The 18,632-nt window shown below is 54.8% G+C and carries 13 protein-coding genes and 1 pseudogene; 7 read left to right on the forward strand and 7 right to left on the reverse strand.

Annotated elements, in window-relative coordinates:
* Positions 1-4: 4 nt before the first annotated feature.
* Positions 5-574 carry an Lcl C-terminal domain-containing protein gene (locus tag BN1117_RS12630; protein ID WP_040097872.1) on the forward strand — a complete coding sequence of 190 codons (570 nt, stop codon included), beginning with the start codon at positions 5-7 and terminating at the stop codon, positions 572-574.
* A 287-nt stretch (positions 575-861) separates the two neighbouring features.
* Positions 862-1,053 (forward strand): annotated as a pseudogene (locus tag BN1117_RS19500) (IS4 family transposase); the annotation flags it as partial.
* 11 nt (positions 1,054-1,064) lie between these two features.
* Here BN1117_RS19500 and BN1117_RS12635 read toward each other — a convergent pair.
* Both BN1117_RS12635 and BN1117_RS12640 read right to left on the reverse strand, forming a co-directional pair.
* Entirely contained in the window at positions 1,065-1,340 is a 276-nt protein-coding gene (locus tag BN1117_RS12635) for a hypothetical protein (protein WP_244463545.1), read from the reverse strand.
* A 27-nt stretch (positions 1,341-1,367) separates the two neighbouring features.
* A complete protein-coding gene (locus tag BN1117_RS12640) occupies positions 1,368-1,640 on the reverse strand; it encodes an acylphosphatase (RefSeq protein ID WP_040097876.1) in 273 nt (90 codons plus the stop codon).
* Between the two features lie 82 nt (positions 1,641-1,722).
* Here BN1117_RS12640 and BN1117_RS12645 point away from each other — a divergent pair, with 82 nt between their 5' ends.
* Together BN1117_RS12645 and BN1117_RS12650 are read left to right on the forward strand one after the other, a co-directional pair.
* A complete protein-coding gene (locus BN1117_RS12645) occupies positions 1,723-3,153 on the forward strand; it encodes a methyl-accepting chemotaxis protein (protein ID WP_040097878.1) in 1,431 nt (476 codons plus the stop codon).
* Between the two features lie 109 nt (positions 3,154-3,262).
* A complete protein-coding gene (locus tag BN1117_RS12650) occupies positions 3,263-4,456 on the forward strand; it encodes a class I SAM-dependent methyltransferase (protein ID WP_040097880.1) in 1,194 nt (397 codons plus the stop codon).
* Between the two features lie 130 nt (positions 4,457-4,586).
* On the opposite strand, the gene BN1117_RS12655 is transcribed toward BN1117_RS12650, so the two are convergent.
* The gene (locus BN1117_RS12655; protein WP_040097881.1) at positions 4,587-5,306 is read right to left on the reverse strand and encodes a transporter substrate-binding domain-containing protein; all 720 of its coding nucleotides are present in this window, start codon (positions 5,304-5,306) and stop codon (positions 4,587-4,589) included.
* Positions 5,307-5,511: 205 nt separating this feature from the next.
* Here BN1117_RS12655 and selD point away from each other — a divergent pair, with 205 nt between their 5' ends.
* The 3 genes from selD to BN1117_RS12670 are packed head-to-tail and all read left to right on the forward strand — an operon-like array spanning position 5,512 to position 8,330.
* Positions 5,512-6,552 carry a selenide, water dikinase SelD gene (selD, locus tag BN1117_RS12660; protein WP_280136003.1) on the forward strand — a complete coding sequence of 347 codons (1,041 nt, stop codon included), beginning with the start codon at positions 5,512-5,514 and terminating at the stop codon, positions 6,550-6,552.
* Complete coding sequence (mnmH, locus tag BN1117_RS12665) at positions 6,549-7,664, forward strand: tRNA 2-selenouridine(34) synthase MnmH (protein WP_040097884.1); 1,116 nt, start codon at positions 6,549-6,551, stop codon at positions 7,662-7,664. Before selD ends, mnmH begins: the two co-directional genes overlap by 4 nt.
* A 21-nt stretch (positions 7,665-7,685) precedes the next feature.
* Positions 7,686-8,330 (forward strand): MBL fold metallo-hydrolase, encoded by a 645-nt coding sequence (locus BN1117_RS12670; protein WP_040097886.1) that lies wholly within the window; start codon positions 7,686-7,688, stop codon positions 8,328-8,330.
* 162 nt (positions 8,331-8,492) lie between these two features.
* On the opposite strand, the gene hhe is transcribed toward BN1117_RS12670, so the two are convergent.
* The 4 genes from hhe to BN1117_RS12690 form a co-directional block, all read right to left on the reverse strand.
* Positions 8,493-14,228 carry a DUF4011 domain-containing anti-phage protein Hhe gene (gene hhe / locus BN1117_RS12675; protein ID WP_040097888.1) on the reverse strand — a complete coding sequence of 1,912 codons (5,736 nt, stop codon included), beginning with the start codon at positions 14,226-14,228 and terminating at the stop codon, positions 8,493-8,495.
* A 182-nt stretch (positions 14,229-14,410) separates the two neighbouring features.
* A complete protein-coding gene (locus BN1117_RS12680; RefSeq protein ID WP_040097890.1) occupies positions 14,411-16,453 on the reverse strand; it encodes a DUF262 domain-containing protein in 2,043 nt (680 codons plus the stop codon).
* Positions 16,446-17,897, reverse strand: a complete 1,452-nt coding sequence (locus BN1117_RS12685) for a DUF262 domain-containing protein (RefSeq protein WP_040097892.1) — start codon at positions 17,895-17,897, stop codon at positions 16,446-16,448. The genes BN1117_RS12680 and BN1117_RS12685 overlap by 8 nt, the downstream gene beginning before the upstream one ends.
* A 286-nt stretch (positions 17,898-18,183) precedes the next feature.
* A complete protein-coding gene (locus tag BN1117_RS12690) occupies positions 18,184-18,591 on the reverse strand; it encodes a hypothetical protein (protein WP_052441518.1) in 408 nt (135 codons plus the stop codon).
* Positions 18,592-18,632: the final 41 nt, after the last annotated feature.

Genomic DNA, 18,632 nt, shown 5'->3' on the forward strand with positions numbered 1-18,632 from the left:
TATCATGAGCCTTTATCGTTTTTCGTTCGCCATGCTGGCACTGCTGGCCCCCCTTGCCCACGGCTCGGCCATTTGTGATGACACCATGGATCGCACCGCCCCCTCTGCCCGGTTTCTTGACCATGGCAACGGCACCGTCACCGACCAACACACCGGCCTCACCTGGATGCGCTGCAAACTGGGTCAGAGATGGAGTGGCAGCAATTGCCTGGGGGAACCGACCGTTTACTACTGGCAGCAGGGGCTGCAAGTGGCGGAGCGGATCCGCAGTGACAGCAGCCATGCGCTCTATCACTTCGGCGGTATCAGCCAGTGGCGTCTGCCCGACATCAAGGAGCTGGCGACTCTGGTCGAGCATGCCTGCTACAAGCCCTCCCTCAATGAAGCCATCTTCCCGCGCGCCATGGCGGGGGACGGTAAAGAGGTCAATGAGGGCTATGTCTATCTGATGAGCAGCACGGTGACCTCCGCCAATGGCCAGCGGGCGTATCTCGATATCACCTCGGGGGATATCGGTCTTCGCGTCGTTGGCGCCTACCCGGATCAGGTCTTGCTGGTTGCCAGCCACCCCTGAGAGTGGACTGCGAGCTGATACACAGGCCCAGAGGCTAGCCATCGTCATATAGTGAAAAACCGGCCAGATTGGCGAATGTTGACCAGTTAAGGATCCATTGACCGAACCTTCGTCGGTATGAAAATCCGAAACCTGTTGCTTGGTTTCGGATTTTTTTATGCGTTGCGAGCGGGCTCTCGACCTCCTCCATGCCCGTTATGCCGCCCGGTTTGAGTCACTCTTGCCCCCACTCCCCCGAGTTCCCCCCCTGCTCGACGAAGAGGACGTTGCTACCCGGCACCGTCGATGGCGTGCTGTTGGCGTACAACCTGCTGCGCAGTCAGATGGTGAAGATGGCGACGAGCATGAGGGGATAGACAGCGAGTCAGCTGAGTTCTCACATAGCGTTGGTTTAGCTCATCCGTGAGTTGAGCCGCATAGCGTACCTGTCAGCGGGGACTCTCCCGAAGCGGGTGGCAGCACTGGACAAGCTGGCGGGGCCATCTTCCCCTTAAGCTGCAGCCGCAGTTTCGTCTGCTGGTGGGGGAGCCCCTGCTCTGCTCACAACCTGCGCCGCCATTGACACCACCCCTGCAACTGGCCAAGTCGCTCCTGCCAGTTGCAGGCTGCTCAGCCAGCCGGGATCGCCACTTCCCAGATCAAGCAACCGTCCCACGCCATAACAGGCCTGCTTGATCTCGAGGGGCAGCCGATACCAGCGTCGCAACTGTTGCTGACGAAAGCTGGCAACCGGTACCCGGGCCTGCGCCAGCAAGGGATCACGCATATCGGCAATCATGAGCTCCCCGGCAGCTCAGTTAGTGTGAAAGCCCTGACCGGTGGGCGGCAGCGCCTCTTCATACTCCATCCGGGTCACCCTGGCGGTGCGCGGGCCATGCTCCAGCCACCCCAGCATCATCTGCACCCCCTGCGCAGGGCCGCTGATGAGGATCTCCACCGAGCCATCCTCCAGGTTGTAGGCATGGCCGCGCAAACCCAGTTGCAGCGCCCGCTCACGGGTGAAATAGCGAAATCCCACCCCCTGCACCTGCCCCCACACCCGAATGACAAACGATCGCTCTCCCATTTCTCGCACCTTCCACTTAAGAAAAAATGTCCCGCGACGATAATGTGCCCGACACTCTATCTTTGCAGGATGCAGCACCATTATGAAAGAAGTTAAATTCCGCTGGGTTGACCGCTATCTCATTCACCTCACCATCAGTGAAAAATTCCATATCGCGTTCTGGTTACCTCTCTTCATCATCGCCTTTCTCAGCTGGTATCTGCTGGCTGCCAGCCATCAGCAGGAGATCTCCCTGCGGGTGGCGCAGTTGCAGCAACGAGTCGAGACCACGGCACAACTGGTCAGCCAGCAGCCCACTCTGGTGTTGCCTGCTGATCTGCGCCAGCAGCCTCAGGGGATAAACGGCCTTGAACAGCAAGGGGATCGCTATCGTTTCACCGCCTCTGCGGGTCAGGCCGGTTATATCACCGGCGAACTGGATACGGGCAACCTCTCCATGTGGCAGGGTCAGGGCTCGACCCTGCTCCTGATCGGCGCGCTGGCGGCCCTGATGGCACTGGTGATCCACTATATGATGACCTTTGTCTCCGGTGCGCTCTACTCCACCAACAAGGCGCTGCAAACCGTGGCGGACGGAGATCTCACCTTCCGCCTCAACTTCTTCCCGGTGCGCGACGAGTTCTCCACCCTGGCGGGCAGCATCGACCGCTTTACCGACCGCCAGCACCAGATCGTCAAACTGGTCGAAGAGTCTGCCGAAGCACTGACCATGGCCGCCGATGAGTTTCGTGATCACGCCCGCGAAGGCGAGACCATGGCGCGTTCCCAGCGCCAGCACATGGATTCACTGGCTACTGCCATGGAGCAGATGTCGGCAGCGATCCGCGAAGTGGCGCGCAATGCCAACGACACCCTGCAGCAGACCCGCCAGTCGAGCGAAGAGGCGGCCAATGGCGCCAACCGGGTAGCCCGCACTATCGAGGCGATCCGTACCCTGGCCGACGAGATTGGCAACGCCTCCGGCGCGGTCGAGCGGCTGACCCACAACGCCAACCGGATCAACGAGGTGGTCAACGTCATCAACGCCATCTCCCAGCAGACCAACCTGCTGGCCCTCAACGCCGCCATCGAAGCGGCCCGTGCCGGTGAGCAGGGTCGCGGCTTTGCAGTGGTGGCAGATGAAGTGCGTACCCTCGCCAGCCGTACCCAACAGGCGACGGTGGAGATCCAGCAGATGATCGAAGAGCTGCAGGCCGGCACCGGCGCCCTTAACGACATCATGGAGAAGACTGTTGGTCGCGCCGCCAGTAGCCAGCAGCTCATCAGCGAGGTGGGGCTCGATATCGAGAAGCTCAGCAACCACAGCGATGCGGTACTGGAGATGAGCACCCAGATCGCCACCTCGAGCGAAGAGCAGAGCTCGGTCGCCGCCGAAATCACCCACAATCTCGATCAGGTGCGCCATGAGGCGGCGCAGGTGGAAGAGTCTGCCAGCGCCTCGGTAGCCGGCACACAAGGGCTGAAAGCCACCGCCAGCGAGCTGACCCAGGCACTTGAGGGAATCAGGATCTGATCCATCAGTCACTGCCGGCTCGGGTACGCTGATGCACCGGGTTGTTTGAGTTTTACCTGCGGGCCACATAGAATGTGGCCCCTTTTCTTTCTACCATCGGCAAACATCCATGAGCGCTTCCATCTATCTCGTCAAAGGCCGCGAAAAATCCCTGCTGCGTCGCCACCCCTGGATCTTCTCCAAGGGGATTGAGCGGGTTCAGGGCAACCCCATTGACGGCGATACCGTCGAGATCTATGCCAACGATGGCAAGTGGCTCGCCCGTGGCGCCTGGTCAGGCAGCTCCCAGATCCGTGCCCGGGTCTGGACCTTCGACAAGGATGAGAGTGTCGATCTCGACTTCTTTATCCGTCGTCTCAAATATGCGCAGGAGTCTCGCGATCCGCTGATCAAGCGTCAGGGCCTCACCGGCTATCGCCTCTGCGCCGCCGAATCTGACGGCCTGCCGGGTCTGACCATCGACCGTTATGCCGATTTTCTGGTGTGCCAAATTCTCTCCGCCGGTGCCGAGTTCCAGCGCGAGCTGATCACCCAAGCACTGCGTACCCTCTACCCAGAGTGCAGCATCTATGAGCGCTCCGACGTGGCAGTGCGCAAGAAGGAAGGGCTGAAAGAGCGCACCGGCGTCATCTATGGCGAGACCCCGAACGAGCCGGTGGTCATCGAAGAGAACGGTGGCGTCAAGATCCTGGTAGACATTCGCAACGGCCATAAAACCGGTTTCTATCTGGATCAGCGGGATAACCGTCAGGCGGCAGCCAAGTACACCGAAGGCAAGCGGGTGCTCAACTGCTTCTGCTACACCGGCGGGTTTGGCGTTTATGCCCTCAAGGGCGGCGCTAAGGAAGTGGTCAACGTCGATCTCTCCCAAAATGCGCTGGATATCGCCCGCCAGAATGCCGAGCTGAACGGGCTGGATACCAGCAACACCCAGTTCGTCCGTCACGACGTGTTCAAGCTGCTGCGTGAATATCGCGAGAAGGGCGAGAAGTTCGATGTCATCGTGCTGGATCCGCCCAAGTTTGCCGAGAGCAAGGCCCAGCTGCTGGGTGCCTGCCGTGGCTACAAGGACATCAACATGCTGGCGTTCCAGTTGCTGGCGCCGGGTGGCGTGCTCTTGACCTACTCCTGCTCCGGCCTGATGGAGCAGAGCCTGTTCCAGAAGATCGTTGCCGATGCGGCGCTCGATGCCGGTCGCGATGCCCAGATCCTGGAGCTGCTCTCCCAGGCCTCCGATCACCCCATCGGTACCGCCTATCCGGAAGGCTTCTACCTCAAGGGTCTGGTGGTACGGGCCCGCTGATCGACAACTACCCTCCCCTGGTGATCACTCAGGCCCCTTGCCTCCCCCAATCACCTGAAAAAGGGGCCACCTTCATAAGGTGGCCCCTTGAACGCGGGTTGAGCCATGATATGGCTCACCGCTGTTGGCTTTATTTCACACCGTAACTGGTCAGGATCTTGTCCAGGGTGCCATCTGCAGTGATGACGGCCAACCCCTTGTTGAAGGCATCAAGCAACTCCTGGCTACGCGGATTTTTCACTCCGCTGGCGATGTGTAACGGATTGGTTGAAAGTGCATTGGCGGTAAAGGCAAACTTGCTGACATCCATCCCCTGCTGAGCCATGATAGCCTTCGCCACCACCTCATCCTCCAGCGTAAGATCGATACGCCCATCAAGCAGTTTCTTCAAATTGGTCTGCAAGTCACTGGCCTCCTGGCGATTCAAATCTGCCTGCATAAACTCATCGCCATAACCATAACCACGCACGATACCTATGCTCTTTCCTTTGAGACTGGCCAATCCATCCAGCTCGAAACTGCCCCCCACCAACTGGATAAACTTCACCTGATTCTTCAGATACTCATCACTAAATCGCAGCGTTTTGGTTCGCGCTTCCGTAAACCAGGCCCCCACCAGAATATCGATATTCCCCTCTTCAACTTCTGACAAGGCGCGGGCCCACGGCATGATCCGCATATCGAGCTCATACCCCTGAGTCGCCAACGCCTGCTTGACCAACTCAACCGAGATGCCTTTATTGGCATCAATGACAAAGGGTGGCCAGGGATCTTGCGCCGCCGTTACCGTGGCTGCGTGAGCCCCCATGCTCGACAGCGCCAGCAGCAATCCGATCATCCATGTTTTCATCTCAATACCTCTGCCTGTGTGAAGTAAACCCTTTGAGATAAGAAGAGGACAACCGCCTTTGTCAAGGTGGCAAGGATGACAAACCATTGAGATTCGAACCCATAGCCGCCTTGTGGCATAATGTGCCGTCAAATGGCCCGCCAGGGTCATCTCCTTTTACCTGATCTACGCGGCTTCATCCCAAGAGAGAGCCAAACAAGGGGTAATCATGTCTTCCATTCGTCTGACCCAATACAGCCACGGCGCTGGCTGCGGCTGCAAAATTTCTCCCAAGGTGCTCGACACCATTCTCAAGAGCCAGATCCCGGGCTTCAACGACCCGACCCTGGTGGTTGGCAACAGCAGCAAGGATGACGCGGCCGTGGTCGATATCGGCAACGGTCAGGGCATTGTCTCCACCACCGACTTCTTCATGCCCATCGTCGATGACCCCTTCACCTTTGGCCGCATCGCCGCCACCAACGCCATCAGCGACATCTACGCCATGGGTGGCAAACCTATCGTCGCCATCGCCATTCTGGGCTGGCCCATCAATACCCTGCCCGCCGACGTGGCCCAGCAGGTGATCGACGGCGGCCGTCAGGTGTGCCATGAAGCGGGCATTTCACTGGCCGGTGGCCACAGCATCGATGCCCCCGAGCCCATCTTCGGCCTCGCGGTGACCGGTATCGTGCCTCTGGATGCCATCAAGCAGAACGACACCGCTAAAGTGGGTGATACCCTCTATCTGACCAAACCGCTGGGGATCGGTATCCTCACCACCGCCCAGAAGAAGAGCAAGCTCAAACCTGAGCACGAGCAGCTGGCCCCCAACGCCATGTGCACCCTCAACAAGATTGGCCAGCGTTTTGCCGAGCTGCCGGGTGTCCACGCCATGACCGACGTGACCGGCTTTGGTCTGGCGGGCCATCTGCTGGAGATGTGCGAAGGATCCAATGTCAGCGCCCGCCTCGACTTCAAGGCGCTGCCGCTGCTGGACGAGGTGGATTACTACCTCGCCGAGGGCTGCGTACCGGGCGGCACCCTGCGCAACCACGACTCCTACGGCCATAAGCTCGATGCCATGGACGATCGCACCCGCAACATCATGTGCGATCCGCAAACCAGCGGCGGCCTGCTGGTCGCCGTGGGCAAAGAGAGCGAAGCCGAGCTGCTCGCCATCGCGCGCGAAGCTGGGCTAGAACTGTCGCCCATCGGCCAGATCAAGCCCCTTGAGGGGGCCCGCTTTATCGAGATTGTCCAATGAGTGAATTGCCACTGGCCACGGACTACGCCCAGATTTTTTTAGGCGATGTGCCCTTGATTGATGTGCGCGCCCCCATCGAGTTCAAGGAGGGGGCCTTCCCCTGCTCGACCAATCTGCCCTTGATGACAGACGATGAGCGCGCCCAGGTGGGGACCTGCTTCAAGAAGCAGGGTCAGGCCGCCGCCATTGAGCTTGGACACAAGCTGGTGGGAGGAGCCGTACGTGCCGAGCGACTCGAAGGCTGGCTGGCGCAGTTGCGCCAGCAGCCCGATGCCGTGCTCTACTGCTTTCGCGGCGGCCTGCGCTCGCAAACCGTACAACAGTGGCTGGCAGATGCGAGGGTGACGCGCCCCCGCGTCGCCGGTGGCTACAAGGAGCTGCGTCGCTTTTTGATCGACACCCAGGATCAGGCCTCTGCCGAGTGTCACTGGAGTGTGCTGACCGGCATGACCGGTTCCGGCAAGACCCATATGCTGGACCACGTGGCCCAGGCGCTCGATCTGGAAGGACACGCCCATCACAGGGGATCCTCCTTTGGTCAACTGCCCGGCGGCCAGCCCAGCAATATCAATTTCGAAAATAACCTCGCCATCGAGCTGCTCAAGCGCCGCCATCAGGGCGAGCAGGCCTTCGTGGTCGAGGACGAGAGCCGCCTGATTGGTCGCTGCTGCCTGCCCCTCTCCCTCCATGAGGCCATGAGTCAGGCACCGCTGGTGGTGGTGGATGTTCCGCAAAGCGAGCGCGCCGAGCAGATCCGTGAAGATTACGTGCACGATCTCTGGCTGCGCTATCAGGCCATGTATGGCCAGGAGGCCGGTTGGCCGCTGTTTGCCGCCTACCTCACCGATGCACTGGCCCGTCTCAAGCGCCGTCTTGGCGATCAGGCCCACCGCGAACTGGATGCCCTGATGCAGACCGCTCTCACCGAGCAGGAGAAGAGCGGCGATAGCGGGCTGCATCTGGCCTGGATCACCTTGCTGCTGACCCGCTACTACGACCCCATGTATCTCTATCAGCTTGGCAACAAGCAGGAGCGCATCGTATTTCGCGGTGACAAGCAGGCCTGTCTCGACTACTTCGCCGAGCAACATGCCAACGCGCTGCGCGGCTGACCATCCCAAGAGAGGAACTCTATGTTGAAATTCGAGGTGATCCCGGTCACCCAGTTCGCCCAGAACTGCTCCCTTATCTGGTGTGACGAGACCCATCAGGCGGCGCTGATCGATCCGGGTGGCGAAGCGGACAAACTGCTGGCGGCCATCGCCAAGCGCGGCCTGACCCTGACCCGCATCCTGCTGACCCACGGTCATCTGGATCACGTCGGCGCCGCCGCCGAGCTGCGGGAAAAAACCGGCGTCGCCATTACCGGTCCCCACAAGGAGGACGCCTTCTGGCTCGATATGCTGCCCCAGCAGAGCCAGATGTTCGGCTTCGCCCATACCCCCGCCTTCACGCCGGATCGCTGGCTTGAGCAGGGTGACAAGGTACAAGTGGGTCAGTGCGAACTGGAGGTCTACTTCTGCCCCGGCCACACCCCGGGCCATATCGTGCTGCTGAGTCAGGCCGAAAAACTCGCCTGGGTTGGCGATGTACTATTTGCCGGCAGCATCGGCCGCACCGACTTCCCCCGTGGTGATCACGGAACGCTGATCAAGTCGATCACCGAGACCCTGCTGCCGCTGGGTGACGAGATCGTCTTTATCCCGGGCCACGGCCCCAGCTCCACCTTCGGTCGCGAGAAGGTAAGCAATCCCTACCTGACCCAGCCCATCTGGTGATCAAAAAGGCAGCGGTGTTAGCCGCTGCCTTTTTAGTTGTTACGCTATCGTCCCCCTGTACATCTCTCACTACGGCCTTCTTCGGACCATATACCAAGTGGGAGTCTGTTAACATCGGTTTCAGCGTTGGCCGACAGTTGTCACTGTTCTTATTACCTCTGATTATGCCAATTCAGGTTCAAACTCAGCATCTTGCGCTTCCGCCTCTGCACCATCAATTAATGCCAGTACCCGATCAAGAAAACGCTGCGCTTCATCTACATCTGTCGCTTGCCGCAGATAGTGAGGGATGCGTTCAACAAACTCAGAACGTGATAGAGGCTGATGCTCTAGCAAAGCCTCAAGCATGGCTGGCCGCAATAAACGACGATCCTCATCGACATCGGGGAACGAAACCTCAATCACATGCTTGGCAAAATGTCTGAGTTGATCCTTCAGTCCCAAGCCTGGCATAAAGGAATCGATTGACTCAGATGCATCTTCATCGTTCTGCTCACTCGTCCCAACATACTCGTATGAAGGTAGGGCCACTTCGGGAGCCAAGGTCTTAAGCTCATGGAGTTTGCGGATGATCGGTGACAGAACCTCGTCAGGGTTAATGAACCAGTCTGTGGACCAGATACGGCTAATTTTCCAACCCAAACGCTCCAACACCTCTTGGCGCAAGCGGTCACGGTCACGGGCAGATTTAGCAGAATGATAGGACGCACCGTCACACTCGATGCCCATTAGGTACCGACCTGGGCAACCAGGATCTTTTACTGCCAGGTCAATAAAGAATCCGGCAACTCCCACCTGTGGCTCACATTCAAACCCTGCACGCTTGAGTGCCTCCATTACAGCAACTTCAAAGTCGCTATCAGGAGCTCTCCCTGTATGGGTAACTACTGAATCCAATTTGCCATTTTCGGCAAACTGAAGGAAGCCTTTCAACGAAACAACCCCGAGTTTGCTGCTTTCACTAGTTACGACATCCTCAGAGCGCATTGAGCTAAACACATGCATCCGCTTCTTCGAACGAGTAAAGAGCACATTCAAACGACGCCAACCGACATCAGAATTGATTGGGCCAAAGCGTTGATAAACCTTTCCTCCATGTTCAGAAGGTCCATAGGTAAACGAAATAAAGATTACATCACGCTCATCCCCCTGAACGTTCTCGAGGTTTTTAACAAACAACGGTTCTTCCATGGCATATAAGCCATCGATTGCATCGTTGAATTCAGGCCTGTTGCGGCGCAGTTCATCGATCGCTCGCTCAATCTGATCGCGTTGCTTGGAGCTCATAGCAACAACCCCTAGTGACTCACCGGGTCTGTGTTGCGCATGATGAAGTACCGCTTCAGCAACTGCCTGGGCTTCTTCGATATTGTGTTGGTTAGAGAAACGCCCTTTCGACACGTAAGTAAATTTTATCCCATACTCCGGCGACTCAGCATTTGGGGAGGGGAATATCACCAAATCACTGTTATAGAAATGTCGGTTAGAGTAAGCAATCAGCTTTTCGTGCCGTGAACGATAATGCCAACGCAAACGCCTCATAGGGAACAGCGGTAAGGCCGCATCAAGGATGCTGTCGGTATCACTCAAAGCTGCAGCATCATCGTCATCTTCACCATCAGCACTACGGTCAAAGAAGCTGGTTGGCGGCAACTGCTTAGGGTCCCCAACGACAACCAATTGCTTTCCTCTTGCAATGACGCCCAACGCATCCTCTGGTTTCACCTGAGATGCTTCATCCATCACAACCAAGTCAAATTCCATCCGTCCAGGTTCGAGGTAATGAGCAGCTGACATTGGCCCCATCATAAAACAAGGCTTAATAGCAACCAGAGCATTACAGGCTCGATTAACCAATTGTCTGATTGGAATGTGTCTGGCCTTTTTACCCAGTTCGTTTCTGATCAAGGCAAGTTCCGTATATTCACTTTTCTTACCCCCAGCATTCCCTTCTGGTATATGACGGCAAGCAATCTTTGCTGCAATTCGCAGACGCTGCAATTCAATCAGTTTTTTATCGTATTCTTTGAAAGACTCTTGCAATGCATTACGCTGGGAGCCTGAAACCTGCGTCAATTCTGGATGAGCAGTAATAACTTCTCGGGCCAATTGGTCATAAAGTGCCAATGCCAAACCTAGCTCGACTTTTTCAATAGGGAGTGTTCCAGAAAGCACGGCAGACCAGATACGCTGCAAGCCATTTTCATGCATTTGCTCGTAACAACGGATAAAGTTTACCCATCCATTCAACCAGAGAGGCTGTTGTATTGCCCTTGCATTTCTCTCTAATAATGTCCGAAGGGAACCATCTGTCGACTTGCTCCATTGAGTTATATCCAGCATCGTTTCTTGCGCATATGACGCAGCATGCTGGACCTGCTCACTCCACACCATAGCTATTTGCGCACCATCACGACGGAGTAATTCGTAGTCGCTACCACTCTCCAGTGCCCTGATCCTGGTAGCCAAGGCTGCACAACTTATCTGCTCAACCAGTTTCCCAGCAAACTCCAACGTACTGTTGATAATACTCAAGGTTTGTTGATTGTCTTTATGTATCCCGAAAGCCAAGGGCTTTAATTGTGACAATACCCCCAAATGAGGTTTGTCATTTTCAAGGGATGCCTGCAATACATTTATTTTCTGCAAAAGATCGGCAAAGTGTGTCATCTGCCCCAATGACATCTCTGGGCTGACAAACCACCCTTGCAAAGCGATCAATGTGTCTTGCACCTGCTGGCATGCTTGACTCAATACACCTTGCTCACCTAACCAAGAAGCAGGCTCACTCAGAAGGCTGTAAATACGCGGCAGCAATTTGGCCTCGCACTCAGCTTGATTTACCAAGGCCCTTAATCTCGAGCTGACCTGAGATTTCTCGAAAATATGTACACCTTTTACAATCTCGCCATCCAGACCAAATAATCCCGTTCCTATTGCAACTCGCTTGCCAAAGCCAATGCCATAACAAGATCGGACTTTCTTGTACCAATCACGCAATTGCATTAGCTGTCCACAGTCTGTGTCCAGTCCACGATAGGCATTACCCAGGTGATCACCAAATGCCCTTTGCTCGAACTGCTGCTGTAATTCCGAGTACTTGACCAAATTAGCCGCCCAACGCTTCAACTCGGCAAACTTGGTTCCAGGTTGGCGAGATAGCCCCATGATCAAAGCCTTGGCATGACGCCAATCACTCTTGAACCATGCAAAGAAGCCTCCTTGCTGGATAACAGTAACAGCATGCGCGAGCGTTTCATGGGAAGGCAACCTGTCCAGTTGATACAAGTCAGATAAGTTATCTCTTAAGGGGCGCAATGCTTCGATCTGATGCATTAACTCAAGCAGTACTGCATCAATATCATCGTCATCAAAGAGTGGGTCACGAGCCTTGATAAGCTCTGTCGGCAAGGCGCCAATAATGGAAAGCAACTCTGCACAGAACAGCAATCCTGCCTGTGAAGCATCAATGTATGATGCGATATCACTAGGTAAGGCACTTTTGAATTCGCTCAGTTGCTCGTAAATTGCTGACAACTCAGCGTGAATAGACTTAATGGACTCAAGCCATCTCACCAAGTCACGAAGGGTGAAATCTTCCGCAACACCATATTTTGCCAACTCGTCTCGAGGAAAGTCACATTGCTGCCCTTGCTCTAACAAACGCAGTTTCTGGTGCTCGATGACTTGGCTCAAGGCCTCATAATGCCCTTGTAGCAAATCAAATCTATGTAGGTAATGACGCACCCGCACGATGGCATCTGATGAATCCAACTCAGGAAGCGCAGCAAACAACTCTGATCCGTCGAGTGCAGGCAGATGGGCCTGATCTTCTATAAGTTGCTCAATATGCTGAAGCGTATCAAGGTTCTCATCTTTCAAAGACCACTTGTCTAGATATCCTTGATAGTCATCGTTAAACTCGCTAATTGATGTCTGCCAAGCTTGTAGCTGTTCGACTATTCGATCCCGGTCAAACAACTGTATTTTAGTGTTATTCACACCACTCCAGGGATGATCATAAATTTCTGCATCAGGCCCAACCTGCTCTCTTACTTCCTTATAAATACGACTGAACTCGACAACTTGTTCGCTTAGCCGTAACCTGGTAACTGCATCCAGTTTTTTACCTGAAAAATTTTCGATATGGAGCGCGTTTGCATCGATATCCAATTTGTGACGATAACGGGTTGCACCACTCAATATCTGATGGATCGTTTTACCGGTTTTTTCCCATTGGGTATTAATCAATACGGCATATTCATTGAGCTTCTGCTTGAGATCTTCATAACGCAAAATCCGGGCATCGATCTCTTCTGTCGTAGGAATTGTGGACTGGTGAGCTATACGTGCAGCAATATCTTCCAGAACCTTACGCTTATGCGTTTTGTGGCTGTGCAGCTCCAAGCAAAAATCACCTAGGCCAGCACGATCCAAGCGATGTTTGACGACTTCCAAAGCAGCCATTTTCTCGGCTACAAACAACACCTTCTTGCCGTTGAGCAGGGCCGCGGCAATCAGGTTAGTAATTGTCTGTGATTTGCCACTACCGGGTGGCCCCTCAATGACAAGATTATGACCGTGGATGGCATCGATCAGCGCGCTGTGCTGCGAGCTGTCAGCATCATCTATGAGTGGGATCTTGTCATGAATATCAGGATAACTATCGATGCAATATTCATGCTGACCGAAGCTGCCGGTTGAACCGGAACTATTATCAGCAGCGTCCTGACTGGTGAAAAAGCGACGAATCACGTCATGAGACAAGATGTTACGTTTGTCCTGAGGCCAACGAGCCGGATCGAGGTCAAGATACATCATCATCTTGCCAAAATTGAGTAAGCTCAGTGAGCCATAACGCTTCACTGACCACTTGGGTTTGTGCAGCTCGACTACCTTCTTCACCGCTGCGAGATAAGATTCGGGTGTAGCGTCTTCATTGAATAGGGGAAGGGCTAGACCAAAGTCAGCTTGTAGCTTCTCCTTCAAGGAGAGATTGGGCAAGATATCTTCGCCCGTGTAGTGGAGTTGAAATTTGTAAAGCCCATCCTTGGGGTCTAATTTGCCACGCTCACATCTCACCGGAATCGTGAATAAAGGGGCGTAACGAGCCTTTTCAGATGAGTCACTTTCATACCACTCGAGGAAACCCAACGCCAAATACAGGATATTGGCACCACTCTCCTCCAAAGCAGTTTGGGCCTTACCGTAAATGGCACGCAAACAAGCTTCAAGTTCATTTGGATATAACAGGACCTGTATCCGGTTATCATCATGACCGGGATTGGAAGACGATATAGAGAGCTCATTCCCTGCTTTTGCCTGCCGCTCAAAATCCTCAAGTCCTTCATAGCCCGCCAAGCGGCAGGCCGTCGTCAATACAGATATATTGATGCCTTGCTTGGCATACTCAGTTCGGATCCCAGTCAATTTACCATTTTGCCTCTGCACATATTGGCAAATAAACTGATGAGCCTGCTCCAGCAGCCCCCTGTTTGACTCTGAAACTGGGTTTCTGTGGCTACTGGGTAAGTCAAAATCGGAGCATATCCCCAATACCTGAGCCCAATCCTTGGCACTTGGATTTGCCTTTAGCTGTACATCCTTACCATCCGGCCCAACTTTGAGATAGCCATGGTCTAGCAGTTGCTGCCTGGTTGGATCTGGAACAGGAGCAAACTCCATCGGCGTTTCCGAACCGAGAGTTTCATAGAGCTGGTCAGGTAATTCATCAACAATGCGCAGTGAAGACCCTTTATGTGTGATTGGGAAGTTCAGTAGTCGATTCCGAGACGTAAGATCCAGCAACTTCTTACGCATAGCCTCGAGGGAAGTCAGAACAAAATCTGCCTCTCCTTGATTGAGCGTCTCTGCTGCAGAGGTATCTACAATCGACATAATCTTCTCCATTCTTAGGGTCAACAAGTGAAACGTTTTACGCTGATGTATCACGACAGGATAGCGGCAAACTGCCGTAAAGAAGGGGGGCGTTTAGCCCCCCTTCCTTGTCAACTCATCATACTATCAACTTAACTGTCATTAGTTGATGTCGGCCAAATTTAATAAATAGATTCAGCCTGTTATTGCACAATCTGGCTGGATAACAACACTTGCAACATCTGCTTTTGATGCTCAGCTATCTCATCCTCCTGCCAGCGACCCTTCTCTTTCATAAGCCTGATCATTGCGAGCAACTTGAGGCTATCAATCTGGTTGTTGGCAAGGCTCGCTTCAAAGTGCTCCTGCTTCTGTTGCGGCTGGAAGTTACTCAAGCGCGAGTTCTTGCTGTGGCTGATAAGGCAAAGGTTGCCAAACGAATGGAGTGCACTCTGCTCAACCGGTTTATAGCCATCCATCGGATGCTGGGGTGAGAAGTGCTCCACCGAACTGCGGAAAGTGAACTCAAAGGGGCCAGCAACTTTGTCGCTATTCCGATCTCGTACCCACAGCAGATAGTCGAGGAAGTTGAAGACAAAGTTGTTCTCGATATGACCGAAGCGAAGTTTGGATGTAATCACCTTGTGCCAGCTCTCATCCACATTGATGGCGGGCAACAGGGCATTATCAAGGTAGAGCATCTGGTAATAGGAAGCCCCTTCACCCGGCGCCAAAAAGCGCTGGAAGACAAAGCGGCGAGCCTGACTCTCCAGATAGGACAGATAAGCCCCTGCCTCTACCGGTTGATCAGGGTGACAATTGTCGAACAGATATCTCAGTGCACCATTCAGCCAATGTTTGTAAACCAAGGTCGGGGTCGACACATGAAACGCCGACAGCAACATCAGGATCCGCCGGTTAACACCAGAGAAACCAATCTCATTTTCATCCTTGTCAAAGGTATTGATGTAACTGACGCTCTTTTCCGAATACCAGTGCAGCCGCTTCAGACTCCAACCATCCTTGCCATCGGCAAACTCGCGCTTGATGATGAACTGATCAAACAGATACTTGCTCTTTAACAGCCCATAGATAAAACGCTGAACTGCCGCTACTGGATCCGGTTGCCTTATCACTCGCAGCTCAAACTGATCAACCAGTTGTTTATCATCAAGCGGCACCCCCTCCGTATCACCCGGGTCGCGACTAACGAGTCGCAGCACATGGAGCAAGAAGTTGGAGAAGTTGATGACGCTGTTAAAGCGTTCGGAGCCTGCGCTCTCCTCCTCCAACGTCTGCTCACCATCGAGCTTGTCATCCTGCAAAATGGCCAACAAGGTACGCCCCTGGCTACCGGCAGTGGCCCCGTTTTTATCGGCAGCGTCGGCCGTGTTAGGGGACCCTAGCAGATCAAGCAGATGGGCAAAATCACGGGGCACAAACTGGCCCCAGTCGCGCTCACCAAACAGACGGTGGCGCTCTTGCGGGGTAAAGCCGTACTGGATATAGCGCTCCATATTGGCGCAGGCATCCCATACCCGGGTCAGGATATGAATACTTTGGCGACGATGCTCTTCCTCGGGTATCTGGTTCAGCGTCTCCATCAGCCGCGCCTTGATCACTTCATGCTTTTCCAACTGCTCGCCGCGATTGTTCATCGCCTCGAAGAAGTGATTGAGATCGGTATCCTTGGGTACTTCGATACGAGAGATCTGCACATGCTTGAAGAGGTAGTCGCAAAAGGCCGTCAGTTTAGCCCCCACCAAACCAAGATCCGCCATTGCCTTGCCAATCAGCTCAAAACCGTTCACCAGACCTTCATTGAAGGTACTCCCCCGCAAATCGTGGGGGGCAACACCCTGCCATAAGCGCTCGAAGGTATGGCTCGATATCGGGCGACTCTCAAAAGCGAGGTTGATGGTCTGATACCAGCTCATATCCACCGAATCTATCGCGTGATGTTTGAGCCAATTGGCCAGCAGAGAGAGGGTAGTAAAGCGCTGCTGGCCATCGATTACCTCGAAACTGCCATCGTCCCGGGCAAATACCACCAAGGTGCCGATATAGTAGGTTTGCTGTTCCTTGGCTCCGACCGATTTTTGCTGATAATCCAGCACATCCTGCAGCAGCTGGGTGATCTCTCCCTCGCCCCAGGCGTAGTTGCGCTGGTACATGGGCACCAGATAGCGGGCGCGATCTTCAAGCAGTGCACGAATGGAAAAGGGGTGGACGCCTGCATCACTCATAATATTTCATCTCCCGAAACAGCCCGACCAGTTCATCTTCGGCGCCGTTGCGATTGTTCTTGTTCTCTCGACTGCTCATGCTAGGCAAAGGGAAGCCGTGCAGGTCTCCCGGCAGACGGGCATCACGAATGGCACGGATCAGATTGTGCTCCAGCACGTAGTTATCCATGGTCGCCAGTTGCACCACCTGCTGGCGAATACGGCAGCGATAGGCCCAGATAAAGCACTTCTCGATGGCCAGTGACAGCCCCTGGCTGCCGAACTTGTCGATATAGAAGATCAGGGCGCAGTCGAACATGGCCCTCACATAACGATCCCCGGTGCGGTGGCGACGCTCGTAGCTGCCCAGGGTCGAGAGCACCTTGCTGGCCATCGGCGTCAGCGTTTCGCCGAGCAGGGTGGCTGATTGCGTTTTGCCGGAATCAGACTCCTCGGCCACGATGGCGGCGACCCGCGTCTGGTAGTACTCGGCCATCTCGAAAAAGCGCCGACCATTGATGATCATCTGGTCGAGATGAAAGGGAAACGTCATGCGCTGGCCGTCAATCTTGCGCTGGTACTGGCTGTTGTACTCATCGACAAAGTGGTGGGCGATACGCAGCGACTCCACGTAAGGGAAGTGCCCTACCCGATCTAGGTTGACCCCCTTGAAGAGATCCACCTCCCCCTTGCCAAAGTAGCGGGCCGACTTGCCCTCGGCCCACTGGCGTACCCGATAGAGATAGAGAGCAAACAGATTGGCCAGCTCGTCGCTTGGCAAGCGCTCCCAATGGGCGACGGCCTCGGCCTTGAGGTTGGCCTCATGGTCGGCAAACTCGCGCAGGTGAAATGCCTTGAGCAGATCGTGAGGAGCCAGATCGCGCCCCCGGGCATTTTGCGAATCGAAGAACTGGAACGCCTCCGAGATATCCTGCAGCACAAAGCAGACTACCTGACAGCGGTTGAGCAGAAAGTCGATTTGCTGCTCGTCAAACTCAGGGCGGGCCACCAGCCGACGCAACTCCAGATAGTTGCGTCTGAGGTTGAACTCCGAATCCCGGCTGGGGAAGTGCTGACGCTGCATAAACGCATCGATAGGTCCACGCAAGGCCTGCAATAGCTCACGCAGATCCTGACGTTGAAACCGGATACTCTTCTCTTTGCCACTGCGAGTTTCGTTATCCAGTACCTCGATCAGCGCCTTGACGGTCAACATCAGGGTCAGGGTGCGTTGCTGGCCATCGACGATGTCGAGCATCTCGCCCCGCTTGCTATCGGCATGTTGATGAAACACCACCGAGCCCAGCCGGTAGGCGCTCTTGTCCTGATGAGTCGCCAGATCGGTGAAGAGATCAGAGATATTCTTGGCACCCCAGCGGTAAGGTCGCTGATAGCTTGGGATGGCCAGTTGGGGAATGGCCAGCAACTGGCGTACCGACCGCACCTGATTATTAATGCTCTCCATCACGCCTCCTGCGGTAGGCGGATGCAGCCGGTCAACAACCGCTGCATCATCCCCTGTTTCAGGAGGGATGAGTAGAGTTCGTTCTTCTTGATAGCCATGAGTCATGGTATTCCGATGAGAGTCAGTTTGCGCCAAGAGCGCAGGGAAAACGAAAAGAGGCAGAGATTCACAACCTTACCGGTTGCGGTGCCAAATATTGCAGACGAGTTTACCCACTTGGCCCTGTTGCAACCATGCCCGATATCACATCAGAGGGTGATGCGCCGACCGTTTGCTGCAAAAGCCATCATTTGCCTTCAAGCAAGGCTGGCGGTGTACTCTCGCCACGGCATTTGAGTTGCCCCAGCGCGTTGGTTCGGCAGACGGTGCCATCAGAGGCACGCAGGTTACCGAGACTATCCTCACGCCACGTCACCCGTTCGCCGGTTTTGGCATTGCTGTCGCGCACATGGCCCAGTGCGTCTTTGCGGTAGGTGGTGCCATCGCTGCCCTTGAGGTTGCCCAACGGATCGGTGCGCCAGGTGATGCCGGTACCCGAGTCTTTGATGTTGCCCAGTGCATCCTCACGCAGAGTGCCCTGTTTGCCATCATCACACTGGTAAATAGTATTGCCCAGCGCATTCTCCCGATAGGTGCAGTCTGCAGCAAACACGATCTGCGGCGTTAGGCCCAGCAACAGGGCGATTAATGACAATGGGCGTGTCACTAACCAAAAGCCGGGTTGGTTACTCATCG

Origin of the sequence: Aeromonas australiensis, assembly GCF_000819725.1 — a bacterium.
Taxonomy (GTDB): Bacteria; Pseudomonadota; Gammaproteobacteria; order Enterobacterales; family Aeromonadaceae; genus Aeromonas; species Aeromonas australiensis.

What these genes read in the sequence shown, in the direction of transcription:
- BN1117_RS12640 (WP_040097876.1), bottom strand. Translation starts at nt 1,640, where the DNA reads ATGGGAGAGCGATCGTTTGTCATTCGGGTGTGGGGGCAGGTGCAGGGG.
- BN1117_RS12655 (WP_040097881.1), bottom strand. Translation starts at nt 5,306, where the DNA reads ATGAAAACATGGATGATCGGATTGCTGCTGGCGCTGTCGAGCATGGGG.
- BN1117_RS12635 (WP_244463545.1), bottom strand. Translation starts at nt 1,340, where the DNA reads ATGCGTGATCCCTTGCTGGCGCAGGCCCGGGTACCGGTTGCCAGCTTT.
- BN1117_RS12630 (WP_040097872.1), top strand. Translation starts at nt 5, where the DNA reads ATGAGCCTTTATCGTTTTTCGTTCGCCATGCTGGCACTGCTGGCCCCC.
- BN1117_RS12650 (WP_040097880.1), top strand. Translation starts at nt 3,263, where the DNA reads ATGAGCGCTTCCATCTATCTCGTCAAAGGCCGCGAAAAATCCCTGCTG.
- BN1117_RS12685 (WP_040097892.1), bottom strand. Translation starts at nt 17,897, where the DNA reads ATGGAGAGCATTAATAATCAGGTGCGGTCGGTACGCCAGTTGCTGGCC.
- BN1117_RS12680 (WP_040097890.1), bottom strand. Translation starts at nt 16,453, where the DNA reads ATGAGTGATGCAGGCGTCCACCCCTTTTCCATTCGTGCACTGCTTGAA.
- hhe (WP_040097888.1), bottom strand. Translation starts at nt 14,228, where the DNA reads ATGTCGATTGTAGATACCTCTGCAGCAGAGACGCTCAATCAAGGAGAG.
- BN1117_RS12645 (WP_040097878.1), top strand. Translation starts at nt 1,723, where the DNA reads ATGAAAGAAGTTAAATTCCGCTGGGTTGACCGCTATCTCATTCACCTC.
- mnmH (WP_040097884.1), top strand. Translation starts at nt 6,549, where the DNA reads ATGAGTGAATTGCCACTGGCCACGGACTACGCCCAGATTTTTTTAGGC.
- BN1117_RS12670 (WP_040097886.1), top strand. Translation starts at nt 7,686, where the DNA reads ATGTTGAAATTCGAGGTGATCCCGGTCACCCAGTTCGCCCAGAACTGC.